The 24187-nt window shown below is 62.9% G+C and carries 21 protein-coding genes and 1 pseudogene; 13 read left to right on the forward strand and 9 right to left on the reverse strand.

Annotated elements, in window-relative coordinates:
• Positions 1–168: 168 nt before the first annotated feature.
• The 4 genes from AC5Y2S_RS00005 to AC5Y2S_RS00020 form a co-directional block, all read right to left on the reverse strand.
• The gene (locus tag AC5Y2S_RS00005) at positions 169–975 is read right to left on the reverse strand and encodes a crotonase/enoyl-CoA hydratase family protein (RefSeq protein ID WP_499953048.1); all 807 of its coding nucleotides are present in this window, start codon (positions 973–975) and stop codon (positions 169–171) included.
• Entirely contained in the window at positions 972–2114 is a 1143-nt protein-coding gene (locus AC5Y2S_RS00010) for a thiolase family protein (RefSeq protein WP_068052715.1), read from the reverse strand. The genes AC5Y2S_RS00005 and AC5Y2S_RS00010 overlap by 4 nt, the downstream gene beginning before the upstream one ends.
• Before the next feature lie 129 nt (positions 2115–2243).
• Positions 2244–3494 (reverse strand): acyl-CoA dehydrogenase family protein, encoded by a 1251-nt coding sequence (locus tag AC5Y2S_RS00015; protein ID WP_499882138.1) that lies wholly within the window; start codon positions 3492–3494, stop codon positions 2244–2246.
• A gap of 58 nt (positions 3495–3552) precedes the next feature.
• A complete protein-coding gene (locus AC5Y2S_RS00020) occupies positions 3553–4740 on the reverse strand; it encodes an amidohydrolase family protein (RefSeq protein WP_499882139.1) in 1188 nt (395 codons plus the stop codon).
• 402 nt (positions 4741–5142) lie between these two features.
• On the opposite strand from AC5Y2S_RS00020, the gene AC5Y2S_RS00025 reads away from it, so the two are divergent.
• Both AC5Y2S_RS00025 and AC5Y2S_RS00030 read left to right on the forward strand, forming a co-directional pair.
• The gene (locus AC5Y2S_RS00025; protein ID WP_499882211.1) at positions 5143–5532 is read left to right on the forward strand and encodes a flavin reductase family protein; all 390 of its coding nucleotides are present in this window, start codon (positions 5143–5145) and stop codon (positions 5530–5532) included.
• A gap of 45 nt (positions 5533–5577) precedes the next feature.
• The gene (locus tag AC5Y2S_RS00030) at positions 5578–6450 is read left to right on the forward strand and encodes an SDR family oxidoreductase (protein ID WP_499882140.1); all 873 of its coding nucleotides are present in this window, start codon (positions 5578–5580) and stop codon (positions 6448–6450) included.
• Positions 6451–6502: 52 nt separating this feature from the next.
• On the opposite strand, the gene AC5Y2S_RS00035 is transcribed toward AC5Y2S_RS00030, so the two are convergent.
• From AC5Y2S_RS00035 to AC5Y2S_RS00050, 4 genes are all read right to left on the reverse strand, one after another.
• Positions 6503–7255 carry an SDR family oxidoreductase gene (locus tag AC5Y2S_RS00035; protein ID WP_499882141.1) on the reverse strand — a complete coding sequence of 251 codons (753 nt, stop codon included), beginning with the start codon at positions 7253–7255 and terminating at the stop codon, positions 6503–6505.
• Positions 7255–8082, reverse strand: coding sequence for an SDR family NAD(P)-dependent oxidoreductase (locus tag AC5Y2S_RS00040; RefSeq protein WP_499882142.1), 828 nt, complete (start codon positions 8080–8082; stop codon positions 7255–7257). The genes AC5Y2S_RS00035 and AC5Y2S_RS00040 overlap by 1 nt, the downstream gene beginning before the upstream one ends.
• Positions 8083–8346: 264 nt before the next feature.
• Positions 8347–8949: a TetR/AcrR family transcriptional regulator gene (locus tag AC5Y2S_RS00045; RefSeq protein ID WP_499882143.1), complete on the reverse strand. Its 603-nt coding sequence runs from the start codon at positions 8947–8949 to the stop codon at positions 8347–8349.
• A 6-nt stretch (positions 8950–8955) separates the two neighbouring features.
• Positions 8956–9252, reverse strand: coding sequence for a CoA transferase (locus AC5Y2S_RS00050; protein ID WP_499882144.1), 297 nt, complete (start codon positions 9250–9252; stop codon positions 8956–8958).
• A gap of 200 nt (positions 9253–9452) precedes the next feature.
• Here AC5Y2S_RS00050 and AC5Y2S_RS00055 point away from each other — a divergent pair, with 200 nt between their 5' ends.
• The 8 genes from AC5Y2S_RS00055 to AC5Y2S_RS00090 all read left to right on the forward strand — a co-directional run bounded on the left by AC5Y2S_RS00055 (position 9453) and on the right by AC5Y2S_RS00090 (position 18825).
• A complete protein-coding gene (locus AC5Y2S_RS00055; RefSeq protein ID WP_499882145.1) occupies positions 9453–10592 on the forward strand; it encodes an amidohydrolase family protein in 1140 nt (379 codons plus the stop codon).
• A gap of 4 nt (positions 10593–10596) precedes the next feature.
• Complete coding sequence (locus AC5Y2S_RS00060; RefSeq protein ID WP_499882146.1) at positions 10597–11796, forward strand: thiolase C-terminal domain-containing protein; 1200 nt, start codon at positions 10597–10599, stop codon at positions 11794–11796.
• Entirely contained in the window at positions 11793–12245 is a 453-nt protein-coding gene (locus AC5Y2S_RS00065; RefSeq protein ID WP_499882147.1) for a Zn-ribbon domain-containing OB-fold protein, read from the forward strand. Before AC5Y2S_RS00060 ends, AC5Y2S_RS00065 begins: the two co-directional genes overlap by 4 nt.
• Positions 12238–12450 carry a hypothetical protein gene (locus AC5Y2S_RS00070; RefSeq protein ID WP_499882148.1) on the forward strand — a complete coding sequence of 71 codons (213 nt, stop codon included), beginning with the start codon at positions 12238–12240 and terminating at the stop codon, positions 12448–12450. The genes AC5Y2S_RS00065 and AC5Y2S_RS00070 overlap by 8 nt, the downstream gene beginning before the upstream one ends.
• A 15-nt stretch (positions 12451–12465) precedes the next feature.
• The gene (locus AC5Y2S_RS00075; protein ID WP_499882149.1) at positions 12466–13281 is read left to right on the forward strand and encodes a mycofactocin-coupled SDR family oxidoreductase; all 816 of its coding nucleotides are present in this window, start codon (positions 12466–12468) and stop codon (positions 13279–13281) included.
• 21 nt (positions 13282–13302) lie between these two features.
• Positions 13303–14763, forward strand: coding sequence for an aldehyde dehydrogenase family protein (locus AC5Y2S_RS00080; RefSeq protein ID WP_499954274.1), 1461 nt, complete (start codon positions 13303–13305; stop codon positions 14761–14763).
• 11 nt (positions 14764–14774) lie between these two features.
• A complete protein-coding gene (locus AC5Y2S_RS00085) occupies positions 14775–15797 on the forward strand; it encodes a DUF2889 domain-containing protein (protein WP_174813837.1) in 1023 nt (340 codons plus the stop codon).
• 568 nt (positions 15798–16365) lie between these two features.
• Positions 16366–18825, forward strand: coding sequence for a CaiB/BaiF CoA transferase family protein (locus AC5Y2S_RS00090; protein ID WP_499882150.1), 2460 nt, complete (start codon positions 16366–16368; stop codon positions 18823–18825).
• Between the two features lie 78 nt (positions 18826–18903).
• On the opposite strand, the gene AC5Y2S_RS00095 is transcribed toward AC5Y2S_RS00090, so the two are convergent.
• On the reverse strand, positions 18904–19878 hold the full coding sequence (locus AC5Y2S_RS00095) for an IS481 family transposase (RefSeq protein ID WP_499882151.1): 975 nt from the start codon (positions 19876–19878) through the stop codon (positions 18904–18906).
• Between the two features lie 319 nt (positions 19879–20197).
• Here AC5Y2S_RS00095 and AC5Y2S_RS00100 point away from each other — a divergent pair, with 319 nt between their 5' ends.
• The 3 genes and pseudogenes from AC5Y2S_RS00100 to AC5Y2S_RS00110 all read left to right on the forward strand — a co-directional run bounded on the left by AC5Y2S_RS00100 (position 20198) and on the right by AC5Y2S_RS00110 (position 23883).
• Entirely contained in the window at positions 20198–21331 is a 1134-nt protein-coding gene (locus tag AC5Y2S_RS00100; RefSeq protein ID WP_499882152.1) for a spirocyclase AveC family protein, read from the forward strand.
• Positions 21332–21786: 455 nt separating this feature from the next.
• Positions 21787–21974: pseudogene (locus tag AC5Y2S_RS00105) on the forward strand (ATP-binding protein); the annotation flags it as partial.
• A gap of 106 nt (positions 21975–22080) precedes the next feature.
• Positions 22081–23883, forward strand: a complete 1803-nt coding sequence (locus tag AC5Y2S_RS00110; protein WP_499882153.1) for an IS481 family transposase — start codon at positions 22081–22083, stop codon at positions 23881–23883.
• Positions 23884–24187: the final 304 nt, after the last annotated feature.

A 24187-nucleotide genomic window follows, 5' to 3' on the forward strand; every position in this document is an offset into this window, starting at 1 on the left:
TTCTAAAACAGCACGGTGCCGAAGCGCGGCGAAGAAGGCGCGGACCTGCCGATCGGGAGACTTCCGATCCCTCATAACGGTGTAGCGGCAGACATCGGCGAGGACAATGCCGGCCACGTCGATCGCGCGCACCATGACATGCGCGACATCAGCGCGGATCCTCATCGCTTAGCGTGCTTCCCATACGGGTGCACGCTTCTCGGCGAACGCGCGCGGCCCCTCCTTCGCGTCCTCGCTGGCAAGGAGTGCCTCGCCCTCCCGTGCGACTCTCGCCCACTTTGGTTCCTCGGCTTCGATGATGCGGTCATCGGCTCCGTAGGCCACGCGCTTGCTCGCCTGTACGGATAGCGGTGCATTCACGGCGATCTGCTCGGCGAGCTGCAGCGCATACTCCACCACCGTGCCGTCGGGCACGACCCTGTTCACCAATCCCCAACGTGCCGCCTCGGCAGCCGAAATCGGGTTGCCCGTATACAGCAGTTCGAGTGCGACCTTGCGCGGCAGCTGCTCGACGATACGGAAGACGCCACCCGCACCGGCAATCAAACCGCGCTTCACCTCCGGCAGGCCGAATACGGCCCGCTCCTCCGCCACGACCAGGTCGCTCGCAAGCGCCAGCTCTGTGCCGCCGCCGAGCGCTGACCCGTTGACGGCGGCGATGACCGGCTTGTCGATGAAGTGATGGACGAGTCCGGCGAACCCCCATTCTGGATGGTCCGGATGCAACACGCTCTCGCCGCGCGACAACGCCTTGAGGTCGGCCCCTGCGCAGAACGACTTGTCACCGGCACCGGTCACCACGACCGCCCAGACTGTCGGATCCTGCTGCGCCGCCTCGAGCGCATCACCGACGGCCGTACTAACCGCTTGGTTCACCGCATTGCGGGCGTCGGGTCTGTTGATGGTGATGACGAGGACCCGTCCGGACCTCCGGATGAGTGCCGCATTCGTGGTCACGGCCTCCGACGTTGTCACACCAGCTCCACGATGGTCGCGTTGGCCTGCCCGCCACCTTCGCACATCGATTGCAGCCCATACCTGATGTTGTTCGCCCTCATGTGATGGATCATGGTCGTCAGCAGTCGGGCACCTGAGCCCCCGAGGGGATGGCCGAGCGCGATCGCGCCGCCGTTCGGGTTCAACAGCTTCTCGTCCGCGCCGATCTCGAGCTGCCATGCCATCGGCACCGGTGCAAACGCCTCGTTGATCTCGAACACCCCGATGTCGCCGACGTTAAGTCCAGACTTGCGCAGCGCCTTCTGGGTGGCAGGAATAGGTGCGGTGAGCATCAGGACCGGATCGGCGCCCGCGAGCACGGCGGTGTGCACGCGAGCGATCGGCGTGCAGCCGAGCTCCCGGGCCTTCTCCCCCGACATGATCAGCAGCGCCGCCGAGCCATCCGAGATTTGTGAGGCGTTGCCCGCGTGAATGACGCCGTCCTCCTTGAAGGCCGGCTTGAGACCAGCGAGCGTTTCTACCGAAGTTCCGCGCCGAATACCTTCATCGGCTGTCACGACGGAACCGTCGGCGCGTCGAATGGGCACAATCTGGTCATCGAAAACGTGCGAATCCTGTGCGGCCGCGGCCTTCTGGTGGGATTGGGCGGAGAACTCGTCGAGTTGTGTTCGGCTCAGTCCCCAACGCTCGGCGACCAGCTCCGCTCCCACACCTTGATTTGGGATTCCGTAGCGTGCTTGAAACCGCTCGGGGAAAGGGCCGGCGCCGAATTCGGCCGCAGAACCGATGGTCACCTGGGACATCGACTCCACTCCCCCGGCGACCACGACGTCGTACTGCCCGGCGATCACGCCGGCGGCGGCGAAGTGCAAACTCTGCTGACTCGATCCGCATTGCCGATCGACCGTCACGCCGGTGACCGTGTCCGGCCATCCGGCAGTCAGCGCCGCGGTGCGTGCGATGTCACTGGACTGTTCGCCGATCTGGCCAACACAACCCCAGATCACGTCGTCGACGACGGCGGGATCGACGCCGGCTCGGTCCACCAGCGCGGCGAGTACTTGGGCGGATAGCTCCGCGGGGTGGACGTCGGCCAGCCCGCCGTTGCGCTTACCGACGGGCGATCGAACAGCCTCTACGATGTATGCGTCGACCATGGAATGTGTTCCCTTCTTGCTTTGCGTTGAGGACGCGCCGATTCGATGTTTCTGCGAACGCCATTGCGTCACAGTTGCTTTGAGTGAGGCCAGTGCCCGAGAGCACTGGCAACTCGACGTGACAGGGAGTCAGAACTTATAGGCGCCCGACAGGAGATACTTGGCGATGGTGCGCCGCTGAACTTCTGGCGGACCCTCGCTGATTCTCGACACGCGTGTCGTGTGCCAGCCATGGATCATCGCCGCTTCGTTGCTCAGGCCGATCCCGCCCAGGATCTGCATTGACCGGTCGTACACGCGGTACATCGCCTCGGCGACGAGCGCGTGGCTCATCGCGGACTCAAATCGTGCCTGATCCCCGGCGTCGTGCTTGCGCGCCACGTCGAGCGACGCCAAACGCGAGGTGTAAATGTCAATGCAGTTGTCGGCAAGCATGTTTTGGATCGACTGATGCTCACTCAGGGTCTTGCCGAATGTCTTGCGTACCTTCGCATAGTCGACCGCCTTATCGTTCGCCCACCGGCCCAAACCGATCAGCCGCGCGAGCTTCGTCATCTTCAGCAGGCCAGAGCCCTCCATCGCGACACGGAAGCCCTCGCCAACTTCACCGAGCCTGTACTCATCCGGGATACGGACGTCGTTGAAGGTGAGAATTGCTTCTTCGCCGCCGATTTCGTCGAACACCTTGACGATCGAGTACAGGTCGTATCCCGGAACATCGGTGGGCACGTAGAAGCCCGTCAACCCTCCCTTTCGCGCCGCAAAGCGCTCGCGGTCGGTGATGGCGAACGTGATCAAGAAGTCAGCGGTCGGCGCCCACGAGGCCCATTGCTTGGTGCCGTTGAGCACCCAGTGGCCTCCGTCACGGACAGCGGTGGTGGTCATCATCCAGGCGTCGGAGCCTGCGTCGGGCTCCGACATCGCAAATGATCCCTGTACCTCGCCGCGCAGGAGCTTGGGCACCAGATCAGCCTTAAGAGCGTCGGATGCGTAGGTCCACAACGCCGTCGGACCTGTGCTCGCGTGTGCGAGGACCTGGAAGGCCAGCTGCGTCTGGGGTGAGCCATACCGGTGACAGAGAGCCTCGAATACTTCGAAGTACAGTTCGGCACTCAGCCCGCCGCCGCCGAGTTCGGTAGGGCAGAACATCGTGTAGAAGCCGGCCTCGGCCGAAGCCATCCGTGCAGCCCTACGGGCCTGAACTACCTCGTCGGCGATGCGCCCGTCCTCGCGCCAGTACAGTCGCGGATCATGCAGAGCCGCCTCGATGGGTTGCTGAATTTTCGCGACTTCTCTGTCGATGAAGGCGAATAGCGCGTCACACACCTCCTTGGCGCCCGGAGCGGCGGGCTCGATGTCGTGATTTGTTGCGACGGCCACCTAATCACTCCCTTGGAACCTCGGTCTGGCCCATTTCGGACCAGACCGAGGCAAGTCGCTAATTCTGAAGACAGGCTTCTACGTCGATGTGATACAGGCGGGCGGCATTTTCGTAGAAGATCTTGCGGCACGCGTCCATGGGTAATTCGTTGAGCGTCTCGTCGACCACTTCCCGCGGAGACATCGCGGTCGAGGCCGGCCCGGGAGACAGGCTCGTCGGATGGGGGAAGTCCGTCTCGAACATCAGGTTGTCGGCGTACGCCGCCCCCATGTAGCGCACGGTTTCGCGTTCGAACCAGTAAGTGGTGTAGATCTGGTTGCGGAAGTAGTGGCTGGGAAGTTCGCGGTCCGGATAAGCCTTCGCAGCACCGGAGTTCTTCCAGTTCCAGTCGGCACTCTCGACCAGATAGGGGATCCACCCGAAGCCGCTTTCGACATTGACAAAGTTCAGGCCGGGGTATTTGTGACACACTCCGGACAGCAACAGCTCGGACACGTTCTCGCACAGTCCCATCAAGGACATCGTGGTCTCCTGCGCGTAGTCGGCCGGGCCCTGCACGTCCTTGATCATGCGAACCCAGTCCTCTTCGGTCTGAGACTGGTATCCGACATGGAAGTTAACGGAGAGCTGACGTTCCTCGGCCGCCTTCAGGATCGGGGCCCAGTGGTCTTCCCGCAGGCGCGGCAGGCCCAACTTGTAGGGCTTGGCTATGAAGTTGATTCCGCGGTGCCCATTGTCGTGGCACCGGTTCATCTCCTTGACCGCCTCGTCCAGGTCCCAGAAGGGCAGCGTCGTAAGGCAAACGAACCGCTCCGGAGCAATGGAAGCGAACTCGGTCAGGAAGTCGTTGTAGGCGCGGATGCAATCCAAGACGAGTTCGGGCTCGTTGTAACCCATGAAGGCGTCCATGGAAAACGCCAGCAGGTTGGGGTATGGGATCTCGGCAGCGATCTTGAGTGAGTCCATCCGCTTCACCCGCTCTTTGGCATCGAACGCGGCGGGGTCCGCCGTCTCCGCGGACGGCGGGTGCTTGGGCGGATACTCATGCCACCCCGCCATCGCATAGCCGGACACCCCGGACAGTCGGCGCCCTCCGATGATCCAGATATCTTCCCCCCGACGCTCGTCGAAGACCACCTTGGGAGCAAGCTCGCTCCACTTCGAGGGCAGCCGCGATGTCCACAGATCGGGCGGTTCGCTCAGATGTGTATCGGTATCGATGATCGGGACCACTGGGGCGCTCAATTGAGCAACCTCCTCTTCAGGCAAGGCCAACTGCAGCAGCCAGACGACTTTCTACTATCTAGTCGAAAGTAGCATTTTGAGAAGACCAAGCGCAACAAGCATCCGACGCTGCCGTCGATCCCGGCCGAGCAGCCTCGCTTCAGGGTCCTTGGCCGTGGGTCGCGGCCTACTGCCGCCGCATGCATTCGAGCGGCTGCCGGAGCCCGGTAAGCGACCCATCACGACCGAACACGCCAGCCTCACTATTCTACCCTGTGCTAGATTCTGTTGCCGTACCGAATATTGCCGAAGGCTGCCGTGACTGCTCCGTCGTTCGACCACACACTGCTGCGAGACGTATTCGCCTGTCATCCCACGGGAATCGTGTTCGTCGGCGCCATGGTCGATTCCGCTCCGTGCGGAATGGCTCTCAGTACGTTTGTGCCCGTATCGCTTGCCCCACCCTTGGTTTCGGTGTGCGTGCAGAACAGTTCGTCGACCTGGCCTCGCCTTCACACGTGCGGCCACCTTGGCATCAGCGTGCTGAGCTACGGTCACAGCGGCGCCGTCCCGTCGCTGTCAGCGAAGACCGGCAACCGCTTTTCCGGCGTCACGGCCGTCTCCTCTCCGAGTGGCGCCGTTTTCCTTGGCGGATGCAGTGTGTGGATCGAGGCCGGCCTTTTCCAGGTCGTCGAAGCCGGGGATCACAGCATCGTCATATTGCAAATCACCGACATCACTCGACATGCCGATGTACAACCAGTCGTTTTCTATCGCAGCCGGTGCCATGCGCTGGCCGTCGTCGAAGTGTGAACCACCATCAAATCCGCCGTTCGGCATCAGCAGGAAGGAACATTCATGTCAGGAGTGCAGGACCGGGTCATCGTCGTCACCGGAGCCGGGGGCGGCTTGGGACGCGAGTATGCATTGACGCTTGCGCGAGAGGGTGCCAGCGTGGTGGTCAATGATCTCGGCGGGGCGCGCGACGGCACGGGCGCCGGGCAGAACATGGCCGACGATGTGGTCAAGGAGATCCTGGACGCCGGCGGCCGCGCAGTGGCCAACTACGACAGCGTGGCCGAGCCAGCGGGTGCCGAAAACATCATCAAGACCGCGCTCGATGAATTCGGCAAGATCGACGGCGTCGTCAGCAACGCGGGCATTCTGCGTGACGGCACTTTCCACAAGATGACGTTCGAGAACTGGGACGCGGTGCAGAAGGTGCATCTCTACGGCGGGTACAACGTCATCCGCGCCGCGTGGCCGCACTTTCGCGGGCAGCACTTCGGCCGCGTCGTCGTCGCCACCTCGACCAGCGGGCTGTTCGGCAACTTCGGCCAGGCCAACTACGGCGCGGCCAAACTCGGACTTGTCGGACTGATCAATACGCTTGCGCAGGAGGGCGCAAAATACGACATCATGGCCAACGCGGTGGCGCCCATCGCCGCGACGCGCATGACGCAGGACATCATGACACCGGAGATCTTCGAGCGCTTGACGCCCGAGTATGTCGCGCCCGTGGTGGGCTACCTGATGACGGAGGAGAACTCCGACAGCGCTTCGGTATTCATCGTTGGCGGCGGCAAGGTGCAGCGCGCCGTGTTGTTCCAGACCGACGGCGTGACCTTCTCCGGGGCGGCGCCGAGCATCGACGATGTTGCGGCGAAGTGGGACGAGATCACTGACGTCTCAGCCGCCAAGCTGGCCACCTTCGACGTCGACGCGCTCTAGCTGGACGCCCGAGAGGGCCACCACGGGTCCGACGCGGCGGCCCTCTCGGGCGTTACGCCTCGTAGCCGTCGGTGCCTGCCCGCGCTATCACGACCCGACCGATGACCGAGCGCGCCGACATCCTCAGCAGGAACTCGACCAAGGTCGCCACGTCTTCGGCCGGGATCATTTCCTCGGGCGCGATGCGGCCACGTACCCACTCCGACATGTCGGTGTCGACGTAGGCAGGCGCGATCGCGGTAGCAGATATGCCGGTGCCCGACTCTTCGGCGTTCAGCGTGTCCACCAGCGAGGCAATCGCGGCCTTCGAGGCGCCGTACGCAGCCAGTTGGGCCTCGGCGTAGATGGCGGTGATCGAGGAAAGCACGATGATCTTGGCCCCCTCAGACGAATGCCGAGCGACCGCCGCGCGGAGCATCGGCAAGGCTTCCTGGATCAGGACGAAGGGGTTCCGGAAGTTGACCGCCATGGTCTTGTCGAGTCGCTTCAGCGGGTAGTCGGCGATCAACCCTGCCGTACCGACGCCGGCATTGAGTATCAATGCCGACATGTCGCCGTATTCGTCACGGTGCCGCCGGATCAGACCGACCGGGGCATCCGGATCAGCGATGTCCGCGGCGACGGAAAGTACTGCAGGCGCGCCTAATTCGCGGAGTTCGTCGCGCACCGCCACCAGGGCTTCTTCGTTGCGAGCGGTGATGGTAAGCGCCATGTTCCGCTCGGCCAGGCGCCGTGCGATAGCCAATCCGATCCCGCGAGAGGCGCCGGTGATGAGGGCAGAACGCGCATGCGTGCCGTCGGCCATCACGCTCGACTCGGGGACGTCTCGAACGCGGCGTCGATCTTTCGGAATCGGCGCGCGATCGGCTCGCGGCACTCCTGGTGAGTGAACAAGTACAGCTCGTTGGAACCGATTGCGTCGACGACGATCTTCGCGGCGTCGTGGGGCGACACGATGCGGCCCGCAAATCCAGGGTCGTCGAAGTCAACATCGGAGGCGGCATTCGGACCGCCGAGGTGAGCCGGGCGATTGCGATGCGAGTGCTCGATGTTCGTCCCGACCTTCATCGGGCAGAGCACGCTGACCTTTACCAGCGATTCGCGCAGTTCACGATGCAGCGTCTCGGCGAGCGCCACAACACCGTACTTGGTGACCGAGTAGGGACCCAGTCCTGCATTGGCGACGAGGCCCGCGAACGATGCCGTGAAGATGATGTGCGCACTCCGGGCGGCCCGCACGATCGATGGGAGAAACACCTCGACACCATGAATGGGACCCCAGAGATTGACGCCGATCATCCACTCCCAGTCCTCGTGCGTTGCGTCGACCAGCGGCCCCGTGGCTCCCACGCCGGCGTTGAGGAACAAGATGTCGACGGGGCCGAAGTGCTGACTTGTGCGCGCTGCAAGGCTCTCGACGTCCGCACGCTTGGAGACGTCAGTACGGACTGGCAACACCTCGGTGCCGGCAGGCAGTTCCGCTGCAGCTGAGTTCAAAGCCGCCTGTTCGATGTCGGCCAGCACGAGCTTGCAACCCCGATCCGCCAGACTTCGTGCCGTAGCCACACCGATCCCGCTGGCGCCGCCGGTGATGACGGCGACTTTGCCCCTCAATGATTCACTCGAGCCCATGTGCTGACACCGTCCTTTGCTGGCACCGTGCGTGAACGCTGGGCGATCGGTATCGCGAGACACGCATCGAGAGATCGGTCGTGACCATACTTTCTATATATCAGTAGATTCTAGCTTAGGCTGGTGCGTAGCGACAACGAACTCTCAGGCGAGCGACACTACCGAGACCGTGTTCTTCTGGGCGTCGCTGGGTGGGATGCCGAAAGAGTGGGCGCTGAGACATGTTCAGACGATCGGCACAAAGCTCGCTTCCTTGCTGAAAGACTAAGCGGCGCCCAGACCGCGCAGCACGAAACCCAGCAGATAGTCGACCTCGTCGGTGACGTCTGTCGTCGACTTCTGGTGAAACCGGTCGAGAAGTGCGGCCTCGAAAGCCGCCCGAATCGACCGAGCATCCACCTCCGGACTGCACGCGGTGAAGATTCCTTCTGCTTTGCCTCGGTGAAGTATGGCGGCGATCGATGCCTGATCGGCCGCCATCCCGATTTCGAGTTCGCGCGCATAACCTGGAGTGCGCCGCAGTTCCTCGGAGTAGAAAATCGCCACCCTCTTGCGCTTGCGCGGATTCGACACCAGCTCGAACATGTGCGTCATCCACGACCGCAGGGCCTCCACCGGGGTTTCCGCGCGCGCCACTACCTCGCGCAGTTGCTCCTGCACCGCCTTGCGATCCCTCCGAAACATCTCCAACAGAAGATCGTGTTTGGTGCTGAAGTTCCGGTAGAAGGCCCGCGTGCCGAGACCGGCTTCATCGAGTATCTCGGTGATGGAAGTCAGCGACTCGCCACCGCGATCCAAGCACCGGTAGGCAGCGTCGATGATGTGCTGTCGCTCCGATGAGCGATTGATCGTCCGAGTCTCAGCCACAATGGATTACACCGGCGTCCTGCCATTTCGCGATGGTCGCGTCATCGTAGCCGAACTCCCGCAGTACCGAGGCAGTGTCTGCCCGGCCAGACATCCGCCGGGCGCCCTGATCTCCGACCGACCCGGCCCGACCCGCGACGAAAACCGCGGGGGCGCCTCGAGCGTCAAAACCTCTGCCCCGCGGTCCGCCAGGAACTGCGTGCAGAACGCGCCGGGCGGCGTGGTGGACAGGTCGACGACGCGGATGCCAGCCAGCGTTGTCGTCGGTTCGGGGGCGGCAAGGGCGTCGGAGGGAGAGGGCATTTGACGCGACTCCTTTGAAATGTCGTTTTTCAACCCTGCATCGCATTCTGCACAACGCATGTGGCTTGTGTCGCACACTAACTTGCCCGAGCTGGGGATTCAATCCATCGATCGGTGGAATCGCCGTTGACATGTGGTACCCAGCCTCCTAGCCTAGTGAAAAATGCTTTTTCAAAGCCAGTACCCGGTTGGAGGCAGGCATGACCAAGATCTGGACGAATTCTGGTGATTCACACTTTCTGGAACCCGACGATCTGTGGCAATCCCGGCTGCCGAAGCGGTTGGCCGAGTTGTGTCCGCGTTCGGAGAAGGATCCCGACGGTGAGTACGAGACGGTTTACGTCGACGGTCAGATCTTTCGGCGGAAGTTGCCGTCGTCGGCGATGGTGGCCTTCGTTGAGTTGGCCTCGAGGCCCCAGGGTGTGCGAGATGCCCGGGCGCGGCTCGGCGACTTGGATCAGGAGGGCGTGTGGGGTGAGGTGATCTTTCCGTCGCTGGGTATGTGGGCCTCATCGTTCCGGACGCCGGAGCTACTGAAGGCGTGCATGCGCGCGAGCAACGAGTGGGCGCTTGCGGAGATCTGTGCGGTGTCACCGCGCTATGTGGTCACCGCGCAGGTCTCCACGCTCGTGGTCAACGATGCGGTGGAGGAACTGCAGTGGGCGGCCGGCAAGGGGTTCAAGGCGGTGTTCCTGCCGACGTCGCCGCACCCGAGTGCCCCGGACTGGCACCGCGACGACTGGGAGCCCTTGTGGGCGGCTGCGGAGGAGGCCGGGATGGTGCTCGCGTTCCATATCGGCACCGATCCGGTGCCCGTGGAGGCCGGCAACAGTGTGACCGGCGGCGCGGGTCAGGTATATCGCGGCCCGGGTGGGGCCATCATGAACTACGCCGAGACGACGTTCTCCGGGCAGCGGGCCACCATGAAGCTGGTGGCTTGCGGTGCACTGGACCGGCATCCGAACTTGAAGGTGTTGATCTCTGAGGGCGGCGCGACGTGGGTTCCGTTTTTGGGTGACCGGCTGCTGGAGGGGTATCGCCAGCATCATATGGCGGTGCGGCCCAAGCTGAGCCGCAGCCCGAAGGAGATCCTCTACAGCCAGGTTTACGCGTCGTTCCAGCACGACGAGACCGCGGTGGCGGCCTTCGACCACATGGGATATCGCAACGTGATGTTCGGTAGCGACTATCCGCACATGGAGGGCACGTTCGGCCACACCCAGGACACGCTTAAGACGCTGTTCGACGGGATCAGCGACGAGACACGGCTGCGCATCACCCAGGGCGCGTTCTTCGAGCTGTTCCCCGACGTCCCGCCCGTACCAGCCGAAAGCATCTGAGCTGGTGGGCAATTCGGACGGCCTGCGTGACGTCGCCATCGTCGGAATCGGTGCGACGCCCTACTACAAGCGGGGCGGGTCGTTGCCGAAGACCGTCACCGAACTCGCCGGTGAGGCGATCCTCGCCGCGTGCGCCGACGCCGGATTGTCGGTGCGCGACATCGACGGTTTCGCCTATTACTCAGGTGCCAGTGCCGGGTACGCCGAGAAGATGGACACCGGCGATTTCGTGGAAACTCTCGGCATACCGGAGGTCCGGTTCACCGCGGCGCTGACCTCGGGCGGCGGTGGTTCGGCCGGGGCGATCGGGCTGGCGCGTGCGGCGATTGTCGCCGGCGATGCTTCCGTGGTCGTCACTGTGATGGCGTTGCAGCAGTCCAAACAGCGTCTGGGAGCGGTGTTCTCGGCGATGGAGCCCGACGCGATCAACTCGTTCCTGCAGCCGTCGGGGCTGTTCGGTCCGGGTCAGCTGATGTCGGTGTTGGCGCGTCGGCATATGCATCTGTACGGCACGCGGCGCGAGGCTTTCGCCGAGATCGCGATCTCGACGCGGGCCAATGCGCTGAACCGGCCCAAGGCGATTCACCGGGAGCCACTGACGCTCGACGACTATTTCAACGCGCGGATGATCGCAGAACCGTTGTGCCTCTACGACTTCTGTCAGGAGACTGACGGTGCCGTCGCGGTGATCACGACGAGCGCCGACCGTGCCCGCGATCTGCGCCAGCCACCGGTCCCGGTGGTCGCCGCCGCCCATGGTGGAGTCAAGGAGTGGGGTCGCGCGTTCGCGTGGATGGGTATGCCCGACGAGTACTTCGCTTCCTCGGGTAACAAGCCGATCGCCGAGCGGCTCTACCGCCAAGCCGGGATCACCGCCGACGACATCGATGTGGCGCTGCTCTACGACCACTTCACCCCGATGGTGCTGATGCAACTCGAGGACTACGGATTCTGCGAGAAGGGTGAGGGTGGCGAGTTCGTGGAGAGCGGGGCGATTCGCTATGACGGCGGCTCGATCCCGCTCAACCCGCACGGCGGTCAACTATCGGAGGCCTACATCGTCGGCATGACCCAGATCATGGAAGGAGTCGAGCAGATGCGCGGCACCGCCATCAACCAGGTGACCGACGCCGAACTCGCGTTGATCACCGGGGGGCCGGCCAGTCTGCCGGTCAGCGGGCTGATCCTGGGGCGCGCCGCATGAGCGCGCCCCCCGCCACGCTGGCGACAACCCTTCCCGGCGAGCACGTCCGGATCGCGGTCAACAAACACACCGAACCGTTCTGGCAAGCAGCCAAAGCAGGGCGGCTTGTCGCGCCGCAGTGCGCCGACTGCGGAACCTTCCGGCTGCCACCCACACCGTTCTGCCCGGGATGCCAGTCCACGTCCGTCAACTGGGTTCAACTGAGTGGCGATGCGACCGTCTACAGCTTCGCGGTCGTGCACGGCATTCCCGGCATGCCCGAATTGACGTTGGTACCAGCGGTCATCGACCTGCCCGACGCACCGGGTGCGCGACTGGTGAGCAACGTCGTCGACATCGCGCCGACCGACGTGACGATCGGAATGGCGCTGCGCGTGGACTTTTCGCCCATTGCCGATGGCTGGATGCTTCCAATTTTCCGGCCGTACACCGGAGCCAGTGATGGCTGACGACGAGAACGCCCTGCACGAGAAACCGCTCGAATTTTTCGCCAGTATCGCCAACACCGGCGGTGACTGTGACGGGCAGGCGATCCTGCCCGAGAACGGACACTTCCGAGCCTGGTGCTCGTGCGGCAACTGGAGCGTCGAGGTCGACGACTCCCAAGAGGGTTTGAGATTGGCACGCATCCACACCGGCAGCCCGTCGGACTGACAGGAGAGACAATTCATGGGAAACCTCGAAGGCAGAGTCGCTTTCATCACCGGCGCAGCTCGAGGGCAAGGTCGCGCGCACGCCGTCCGCCTGGCTAGTGAAGGCACCGACATCGTCGGCCTGGACATATGTGCCGACATCGACTCGATGGACTATCCCAACGCGACCCCCGCCGACCTCGAAGAGACGGTCAAGCTCGTGGAGGATCGTGGCCGACGAATTGTGGCCCGCCAAGCCGACGTTCGCGACGCCGACGCCGTCAACGCTGTTGTCCGCGAAGGTGTCGCCGAATTCGGCCGCCTGGACATCGTGGTGGCCAACGCCGGAATCGTGCGACTCAGTGAAGGCTCGAAGCGACGCGAGATCTTCCGGGACATCATCGACGTGAACTTGGTCGGTGTGTGGAACACCGTCGAGGCGGCCATCCCCGCTCTGATCGACGGCGGCCGCGGCGGGTCGATCGTGATCACCAGTTCGAGCGCTGGTTTGAAGGCTACCGGCACCGACCGTGCCGGTGGCCAGGCCTACGCCGCCGCCAAACGCGGTCTCGTAGGTTTGATGCAGGTGTGGGCTAATCATCTTGGCCCGCATTCGATCCGGGTCAACACCATCCACCCAACTGGGGTGGCGACCGGCATGGTGATGAACGAGACGATGGCCAAGCTATTCGAAGGCAACGACGCGGCGCTGGCAGCCATGCAGAACGTCCTTCCGATACAGATCCTGCAACCGGAGGACATCGCGGAAGCTGTCGCATGGCTGGTTTCCGACGCGGCCAAATTCATCACAGGCACCGCTTGGCCCCTCGACGCCGGCTTCGCGGTTCGATAACACACAACGGGAGAGCCAATGATTACGTCGACACTTGCAATGCAGCGCCCGGAAGTCTCGCTGAGGATCGGCGGCGACAAACGGTATACCGCCTCTGGAGGCACCCACCAACACATCAACCCGTGCGATGGGACACCCGACGCCGAGATCCCCATGGCAGGCGCCGCCGAGATCGACGAGGCTGTCGAGGCCGCCCACGGCGCGTTTCTTGGTTGGCGGCAGACCAATCCGGCCGAGCGCAGGCGTATTCTGATGCGCTTTGCAGACCTGATCGAGCAAAACACCGACGACTTCACCCGCCTCGGTACCTTTGACAACGGCACGCCGTCGGGGTTGGTGGGCGGGCTCGTCGCGATGTCGGTCGAGTGGACGCGTTACTACGCGGGTTGGGCCGACAAGATCAGCAGTGACATCGCGTCCTCGTTCCGAACCCACGGTGAGTTCAGCTATACACTCAGTCAGCCTTACGGGGTGATCGGCGTGATCATCACCTGGAACGGCCCCCTCATCTCCTTGGCGATGAAAGTGCCTGCGGCACTTGCCGCGGGCAACACCGTGGTGATCAAGCCGTCCGAGCTCACCCCTTTCAGCGCCAATCTGTACGCCGATCTCGCTGCAGAGGCCGGTATTCCCGCCGGCGTCATCAACGTGGTTCCCGGATCCGCTGAAGCCGGGGCGAGGCTGGTCGCCCATCCGCTCGTCAAAAAAGTCACCTTTACCGGCGGCCCGGATACGGCGCGCAAGATCCTCTCGACCTGTGCCGAGCAGATCAAGCCGGCGGTCATGGAGCTCGGCGGCAAATCCGGCAACATCATCTTCGAGGACGCTGATCTTGACCTCGCCTGCGGCTACGGAACGATGATGTCGGTGGGCTTGATGAGCGGCCAGGGCTGCGCCCTTCCGACCCGAATGATCGTGGCAAGACCGCTCTATGACGACGTCATCGCGCGAGTCTCGGCGATCGCGTCGATGATCAAAGTGGGTGACCCGTTCGATCTGGACACCCTGAGCGGTCCTGTCGTGAATGAAGCAGCACTGGAGCGGATCGTGGGCATGATCGACCGCGCCAAACAGGACGGCGCACGATTGATCACGGGCGGTGAGCGCATCGGCGGTGACCTCGCGGACGGATACTTCCTGCAGCCCACGGTGTTCGCAGACGTCGACCCCAATTCCGAACTGGCGCAAAAAGAGGTCTTCGGACCGGTGCTGTCGATCATGCAGTTCGACACCGAAGACGAAGCCATCGAGATCGCGAACAGCACCCCCTACGGGCTGTCCGGGTGCCTGTTCACGAACAATCTCAAACGCGCCCACCGTGTCGTTGAAGCGCTCGAGACTGGAGAAGTCCTGATCAACGGCGCCATTAACCTGGGGGTGCACCGACCCTTCGGGGGTATCGGCATCAGCGGTATGGGCAAGGAAGGCGGTCGGCAAGGGCTGGACGAGTTCCTGTGGACCAAGAGCGTGAGTATCGCCTAACTAGCCCAAGTATGAGCGGAGACGACTTAGGCACGCCACGTTTCGGCCTGCACCCGTTGCATGGAATTCACGAGCCGACCCAAGGGACGCCGCGACTACTGCCTGGCTCAGTGCGGCGAACCAGCTCCATCGATATGACGCGCAAAACCGGCTCCATAGATCCGGTCTACTTGTCGGGCCGAGCACGCGACGTCAAGACGGCGTGCGACGGCACCACGACGGAGGTGGGCCACGCCCGCCTGGAAGCGACGGTCGAGACTTTCGCTCGGGTCGTTCAGCACCTCGAGGTCGAACCGATCGTTGCCAACATGAATCTCAGTGGGGCGCCGGCGATGAGCGGCTTTCGCGCTGCGGTTGACAAGGCCGCGCCCGATCTGCGGCGACGCCGCGACTTGCGCTATACGTTGCTCGATGATGTCCCCGTCGCCACACTCATCTCCGGTCATGCGCTGTCGGCGTCGGGAGTGCTCGGAGTCGCAGCGAAGTCAGGTTATCTGCCGATCGCCGACCGGTGCGCCGGCTTCGTCACCGGCGGTCTGCTGATGACCTCGTTCGAGGGCGGTGACCCCGCCGTCGTGACCGGCCCGCCGGCCCCTGCGCTCGAGGACCCGGCCGATCCACTCGCCTGGCACGCCATGGCCCCGCTGCCTGTTCACGGCATGCGACGACGGCGCCGACTTGACGTTCAACCCTGCTCGGATAGTTCAAAGGTGTCGATCAGTGCGATGTTTCGCGACAGCTATGTCCGCGCCGACAGCACCGAGACCATCATCCACGAATACACGCTCGATGCATCGGTAGATGCAGACACGGGGGTCATACTGCACTCGCAGGCGATACCCAGAGTTCTGCCTTGGCAGGAATGTCCAGGCGCCGTTGCGAGCGCAACTCGCATCACCGGAATGAGGCTGGACGAGCTGCACTTCCGGGTCCGCCAGGAGCTGGCCGGCACGTCGACGTGCACGCACCTGAACGATCTGCTGCGCAGCGTCGCCGATACCGCGGCGCTGATCCCGCTGCTGAGCACCCCCTGAGAACAACCGGCGAATGGACCATCAATGCCCCTACCTTGAATTTCGACGTCTCCGACGTCATCGGCAGCGAACGGCTCACACAAGCGGCGTGAGCCTTCCTCCCGGCCCAACCACTGGAGGCACCGGCGATCCGGGCACGTCTGGCGGGAGGGTTGTACGACAAGCACTACTGACACATGGAGATTCCCGGTCACACCCGACGTCCAATGGTGAAGTGCCGGTGTAGTTTCTGCGAGACTTGGCGTCCGTGTAGCGGTTCGGGTCGTCGCCGAACTCACCGAGCAGCCACTGATCCATTAGATTGTCGCCAGGCGTCCTCGTGCCCGATAGTGGTTGCACCACAAGATAAGTCGAAGACGGTCCGCCAACAGGTCCCCGACAGCGATGTCTTCGACGTGCGCACCCTCGCCGCGCATCTGGGTTGGGTCGATGGCGCTGCCTCGGGCGCCGGAGAGGCTCGCTAGTAATGTCTTGACAGTTCATCAAATGTTTTGACATTTAACCGTTTCGGGTGTCATCCTGGCGTTACACACGTCACACCATGCGTCTTTCCCCATGAGGAGCGTTTATGGCAGCAGTAACTCCGGCACCGGGCCGGCCGCCCCTCGCTGATTTGCTGGTTGTCGATATGTCCACCACCCTGGCGGGCGCATACACCTCGCAGTTCCTCGCCGATTGCGGCGCCAACGTGATCCTGGTTGAACCGCCCGACGGCAGCTCCCTCCGACAGCTCCCGGGATGGCCCGCGCTGCTACGCGGCAGACGTTCGGTCACCCTCGATGTCCACGAACCTGACGACCGTCAACGACTCTGGCAGCTGCTAGAAAACGCCGATGTGCTCGTGACGACCGCGCGGCCGGCGGACGGGAGCCGCCTCGGACTCACGCCCGAATTGGTGACACAGCGCTGCCCCAGACTTGTGCACGCGTCGATTACCGGGTGGGGGTCGAAAGGCCCGTGGCGAAACTACAAGGGCTGGGAAGCGTTGGTCCTGGCCAAGATCGGCATCATGCACGAGAAGCGTGGCGTCACCCCACGAAGCGGGCCTGCCTACGTCTCGGCCCCCTATGCGTCTTGGGGCGCGGCCCACGCCGCCGTGCAAGGAATCCTGGCAGCATTGATCGAGCGGGATTCGAGCGGTCGCGGTCAAGTCGTCGAATCCAATCTCGTAACGGGCGTGGGGGCGAACGATACCTGGAACTGGTTCCACGAATTAGTGCTCGACCGGTATCCGGGCGCCTTCGAACCAGCGGGCGCGGTGTACGACGAACAGAGCCGCCCGCTGATCCCCCTGGTGTATTCGGTCTTGGCGGCCCCCACCAAAGACGGTCGCTGGTTGCAGTTCGCCCAGGTATCGCCGCGATTGATGCATGCCTGGCTAACAGAGCTCGACTTGTTGACCGAACTTGCGAACCCAAAATGGGAGGGTTTTCCCACGCTACCCACGCAAGAACTGCGCACGGAATTCTGGGACCTGATGATCGAGCGGGTCAGGGCGCGCACTCTCGCGGAATGGCAGCAGGCATTCGATGCAAACGAAAATCTAAGTGCCGAGATTTTCCGCACACCCAGCGAGTCACTGAACCATCCCCAGACTCTTCATCAAGGCCGAGCTGTGACTGTGGACGACCCCGAGCTTGGCCCGGTGCACCAGCCGTCGACGTTGATCCACTCCGATGGCCAGCCACTCACGGCGTTGCATCCAGCTCCGGGCGTAGGACAGCACAATGCGTCGGTGTGGGGGTTGCGCCGGGAGCCGCCCAACCTCCCTGCGGCCGGTGAGGTCGCTGCGGGACTTCCTCTACATGGGACGACGATCCTCGAATTCGGTTCGATGTTCGCCGGGCCCTACGGCGCCACGCTGCTCACCGACCTCGGTGCGCGGGTAATCAAAGTCGAACCGCTCGACGGCGACAACATCCGAAACATGCTTCCGTTCCCGGAGGCTGGTGGTGCAAAGGTGCTGCAAGGCAAGGAAAGCTGCGCGGTCGACTTCACCAAACCAGAGGGGCTCAGCCTGATATACGAGCTGGTAAAGCGTTGCGACATCGTCGTTCAGTGCTTCCGCGGGCAAGCAGCTGAACGAGCCAAGATCGACGAAGCTACGCTCAAGGCGATAAACCCCGATTTGGTAGTCCTGAGCACCTCCGGCTACGGCCTCGATGGGCCATTCGGACATCGACCCGCGTACGCACCGTCCATCGCCGCGGCGTCCGGTCTGGCCGTTCTCGACAGCGGCGACGCAATGCACCCGCCGACCGACTTGGATGACCTGCACCGCACGGCCGCCACGCTGTTCTCCGGCGGAACGATTTCTGCGGTGCAGGCCGACGGTATCGCCGCGCTGGGTGTCGCCTCCGCGTTGCTCGTGTGCCTTTACGCGAAGCGGCGCGGCATCGATATGCACCACACCGAAACCACCATGCTGGGCACGGTTCAGAACGCCCTCATCTGGTCGAACGTCAGCTATCGCGACCAGCCGCCGGTGCCGACAGCCGACGCGGAGTTCCTCGGCCTCACGGCCCTCTACCGGCTGTACCGCGCCGCCGACGGTTGGGTGTTTCTCGCCGCTCCCCTGGCGCGAGAATGGGAACCTTTCGCGAAGGCTATGCAGGCCTACGTCGACCTGCTGGGCGACGAGCGCTTCGTCGATACCGCATCACGGGCACGCAACGACGATGTCTTGGCACGCGTCTTGGAACAGGTCTTCCTGACGAAGACCAAACTCGAGTGGGAGTACGAGCTGACCGCACAGGACGTCGGATGCGTCGAAGTCGCCGACCGCAATTCGGGCATCGTCCTGCAAAGCGACACGTGCCGCGATGCTGGGTACTCGGTGGAAGCTGACAGTCCCATCTTCGACAAACATCTTCGGCTGGCACCGCTTTACCGGTTCTCCCGGTCGTTGACAAAGGCCAGCGGAGGCTGCACCGTGGGTCAGCACACGGCCGCAATTCTGAGCGAGATCGGCATCGACGACAACCAGATCGCTGATCTGCGGTCACGAGGCATCATCGCATGCGGTTAAAGGTGTCGACGGGCTTGCTGCGTTGCCGCGTGAGGCGCTAAGCCGGCGACATCGGCCATGATAGTTGCTCACGCTCGGCTAGCTGTGTGACTGACGGTGGCCGGTGACAGGCTGAGCCTTGGTCTTTTGTAGCAGTCTTTCGTACGGGGTTTGGCCTCCAAGCCCTCCGTGGGGTCGGTGGTAGTTGTAGTAGTCCTCCCACTCTTTGAGTTTTTGGTTAAACAGGCCGGCGTCGTCCTCGACGACACCGTCGAGTAGTCGGTAGAACTCCTCGGCGTCGATGCGGTGTGAACGCTCCACCTTGCCATTCAGCCGGGGTGTGCCCGGGCGGATGTAGATATGGCCGATGCCCTGGTCAAGCACGTGCCAATGGAAGCTGGATTGGAATTCGGCGCCGTTGTCAGTCTGGATCTTCTCGACCTGGAAAGGCAGTCGTGAGAGGACGTAGTCGAGGAACTGGATCGCAGTCTTCTGGTCTGATCGGGGGTAGGCGCGAAGTAGGCGCAGCCGGGTGCAGTCGTCGATTGCGGTGTATTGGTAGTAACGCTTGCGGCGGCCCGCTCCGGTGGTGATCGGCTCGATGAACTTGACATCGATTTGCACATAATGGCCTGGACGCTGCTTCTCGTAGCGCTTCCACCGCCCGGTGTGGCGCTTATAGCGCTGTGAGGCTGGCAGTCGATTCATCCCGAGCCGCTTGAGGATTCGCCACACCCCAGACGCGCTGATATCCACGTCGTGGTAGCGCTTGAGGTACATGCGGATCTTCATTGGCCCGAAGTGGTAGTGCTGACGCAAGTGGATGATCTTCTCGACAACGTCGGGATGAGTGATCGTCGGACACAACAGCGGCGCACTAGATCGATCCTTGAGTCCATCGAGACCTTCGTCCTCGTACCGACGCTTCCACCGGTAAAAGACATTGCGGCTGATGCCGTAATAGCGGCAAGTAGCCGCCACGTTCCCGCTGACCTCGTCAGCGTGCTGTATTACCGCCAGGCGCCGGTTCGCCCGTCTGATCAGATCCCTCTCACTCCAAACACGGTCAGCCATGCAGCTCCTTCCATCAGGAGCTCAGACTGTCAACAACCTCAGTCAGTTTTAGAGCTAGCGCAGCAACGAAGACGCCAATCGTGCTCTGCAGCAGTACTTCTCGAACAAGACCACCCTGAACGCGTATTAGGCACCTCAAATCTCGCCTAGGGCAGCAGCTCTCGCGCACTCGATTTTGGCTCGCCTGAGACAAGGACGACAGACAGACTCGGCGCCGCGCCGACGGTACGCGCGCTCACCGGCGCTATTGATAAGTTTCTAGTAAATGGTAGATTCTAACTCTCGGACGTTTATGCGCGATAACGCAAGGAGGCGTTGCATGGCTGCGGTCGAAGTTGAACCGTCGCGTGGGTGGTCTGTTGCCGCCAAGACGAAGAGGGCGCCGCAGGTCCGCACCATCCCCCCGATCATTGTGTGGGCGACAGTCGGTGCGGCGTTTGTCGGCCTGGCCATCTATGTCGCGGCGAGCTGGATCCTGGGGGGGCGCGCGACGCCGACACCGATCGGTGACCACAACCCCGACCTGGGTAAGGACCTTAGATTCTGCATTGCGTTCCAGGTGTTCACGGTGATCACGGTCGTCGGCACCCTGGTTTACGTAGGACGTCAGTGTATTCGCGAAAGGCGCTTGACGTTTGACGCCATCCTTATCATCGCCTATCTGCTGCTAATCCAATGGGATCCGATCCTCAACTACATCCTGCCGCAGTTCTCATACTCGTCGTTGATGGTGAACTTTGGCTCGTGGACAACCGACATGCCCGGGTGGGTGTCCCCGCGTGGCAACCTCATGCCCGAGCCCACCATCCTCATCGGGGTCGGCTTCATCTGGAGCGCTGCGCTGTGCATGATCGGGTGCGCGTTCCTGCGCAAATTTGTGATGAGGCGGTGGCCACAGACAGGCAAGCTGGGCGTTATTGCGTGGTCGATTGCCTTCATGGCAGTCATGGATCTCAACGAGGTGGCCCTCACCAGTTTGCACGTCATTGCATATCCAGACACCGTCGGCTGGTTGACGCTGTTGAAGGGCACGACGCATCAGTTCCCTCTTTACGAACCGATCGTGTGGGGCGCCCTTGGCTGGGCGCCGTTGATGGTGCTGCGGTTCTACCGCGATGATCGCGGTCAGTCGGTGGTCGAGCGGGGCGTGGAGCGGCTCAATGTATCCAGCAAGACCAAGGCCGCCCTGCAGATCCTGGCCGTCGCCGCCGTGACCAACATCGGGTACTTCGCCTACAACATCGTGTTCATTTGGATTGGCCTGCAAAACGATAACGACAACTGGGAGATGTACCCCTCCCATCTGAGAAATGGGATGTGCGGTCAGGGAACGCCTTATCTCTGCCCGGACCCGGCGCATGGGCGGCCGATACCGACCGGCGGTCAGCCAGGTTCGCCGAACGACATTCCTGGCGACGGCAGCACGTGGGTCGATCTCTACCTAGGCCGATAGCGCCATCGGGTAGAGGGCTACTCCAGCCCTTGGGCAGTCATCGAAGGGGAATAGGACCTCGCGGACGAGTCCAGGATTGCTTCTATGCAAACAACAACGAATCGGTCAACGGCTCCTACGTCGTCGGTTGATAAACATCCTGCCGGAGACGAGCTCGAGGCAGTGCTCGGCGCCTGGCGTCCCGGTTACCTGGGCTGACTAAGCGGCCGACCACTTCCGCGATCATGCGGCGCTCGAAGCTGTCGACCTGACCGGGTCGCCGACGAGTTGACCGTGGCTTGGCGCGGTGTCGGCTCCGGTCGAATCCTGCGCAGTTTCTTCCGGTGGAAAAGTGAGCAGGTTTACGGGGTTGAGTCTCCAATCGTTGAAGGGTGCTCACTTTTCGACCGGAACTACCTGCTCAATTTTCGACCGGAACCGACACGCGGGCGGCCCTGGAGGTGGGCCGCCACGGTCGTCGCGCTACGGAGATGCCTTTCCAGGTTCTCACCGAGCGCGAGTAAACCGCCAACGTCGCCATCGCGAGCACAACTCCTTCTCGAGCTGGACCAAGACCTTCGCCGATCTGCGGCTGTGCGCGGCGATCGTGGACCGTTTGACGTTCGCCAGCAACATCATTGAGACCGGCACCGAGTCCTACTGACTAGCGAATGTCAATGTAAAGGTTCAAGACATGTTGGACGACAAGGGTTCTAGACATCCTTGACGGGTTCAGCAGATGGTTGACGGTCTGGTTTGATGCTCGTTCTGTGAGTGATGAGACTGCCGGCGGTTCGGCCGATTGGGTGACGGAGCACAGGTATCGCGCGGTCCTTCAGGTACTCGACGGCGTTTCCAAGAGCCAGGTGGCACGGGAGTTTGGTGCATCGCGGCAGTCCGTGCACTCATGGGTCGTCCGCTACGAGGCCCTGGGCTTGCCGGGCCTGGCCGATCGATCGCGTCGGCCGTTGACGTCGCCGAACGAGCTTCCGCCGACGGTGGTGGCGATGGTTTGCGAATTGCGGCGAACCTATCCACGCTGGGGCGCTCAACGCATCGCCCACGAACTGACACTGCGCGGTGTGGAAGCGCCACCGTCGCGGTCGAGCGTGTATCGGATTCTGGTTCGACATTGCCTGGTGGCCGCCCAGCAGCAGAACCACAAACGCAAGTACCGGCGCTGGCAGCGGGATGCCCCGATGCAGCTGTGGCAGATCGACATAATGGGCGGGGTGTTTTTGGCCGATGGCCGTGAGTGCAAGTTGGTCACCGGCATCGACGACCATGCCCGGTTTGTCGTGATGACTACCGTCGTCGCTGAACCTGGAGCACGCGCAGTGTGCGCAGCCTTCACCGCAGCCATGGCCGCCTACGGTGTGCCGTCAGAAGTGTTGACAGACAACGGTAAACAGTTCACGGGACGGTTCACCAAGCCGTATCCGGCCGAGGTGCTGTTCGAACGGATTTGCCGGGAGAACGGCATCACCACGCGGTTGACCAAACCCCGCTCGCCGACGACGACTGGCAAGATCGAACGTTTCCATAAGACGCTGCGCCGCGAGCTGCTGGATGCCGCTGGCCCGTTTGCGAGCATCGAGGCGGCCCAGGAGGCGATCGATGCCTGGGTGCACGGCTACAACTACAGTCGCCCGCACCAGTCGTTGGGGATGGCGATGCCGGCGACGGTGTTTCGCCCAGCGCCCATCGACGTGGTCCCTCCGATGCCGGTGGTTACCGACCCGCTGGTTCCCGACGTCGTCGAAGTCATCGTTCCGCCGCGTCCCAAGCAACCCCTCGTGCCGGCGGCAGAACTCTCGCTTGGCGGCTCCATTCACGCCGTCGAGTGGGAGACCGTACTGACGCCACGAGCGCGCCTCCTGCTGCCGGGTGATCAGCAGTTCAAGTTCACCGCTGCGCTGGCCCGACGCGAGGTCACGGTGTGGGCCAGTGACCGCAGCATCCACATCGTGCTCGACAGTGCGGTGATACGCACGCGACCGTCACGGCTGTCCGAACACGACCTGCGGGATCTACTACGGCGCGGTGCACGCATAGCGGGACCAGAGCCAGCGCGCGGCGCCGTCACCGTCGACATGCTGACGACCAGCGCGGTGATCGAAGTCTCGCGCACCGTCTCCCGCGACGGCTGCATCGGGCTCGGCGGCCACAAAGTGCTGTTGGAGTCGATGTTGGTCGGCCAGCGCGTCACCGTGCGCTTTGAGGGCACTCTGATGCACGTGGTGGCCAACGGCAGATTGGTCAAGACGCTGCCCGCGCCGCTGCCGGCGGATCAGCGTGCGGCTCTCCGTGGAGCACGGCCCACCTCTGAGCCCTTGCCGCCGCCAGCGCCCCCGCACCGTGCCATGCGACGCGTGGCAGCCAATGGGACGGTCACCGTCGCCGGCCAACGGCTACGCGTCGGACGCAGCTACCAAGGGCAAACGGTCGCTATCGCCATTGAGGACACCGTCTTTCGCGTCTTCATCGACGGCAACGAGATCTGCACCCACGCAAGAAATCCCGACACCGACATCGCCATCTTCAAGGCTTACCCTCGCCGCCATAGCATCTAGCCGCTACAGACAGATACGCAGACCGAATCCGTCAAGAATGTCCTGAAGCACAAGTGTCAAGCAAGTCCTGAAACCGCACATGGACAAGCGAACGCCCGCGCGGTGCGGGATAAGGCGTGGCAGCAGAATTGTTCGCAGGGTTCGATCAGTTCGGTGGTGAATCCGTTCGGGTGCAGCACCGTAATGGTCAGTGCAACGAAGGAGCGAAGCGGCTCATGTCAGGGCGAAGGCCTAGGTATGTCGAGTCCTGATCCGGGATTAGCTCGTCGGGTCCTTCCGGGGTCTGGGAGCGGCGCACTCACAG

Source organism: Mycobacterium sp. NGS69 (genome assembly GCF_059812165.1).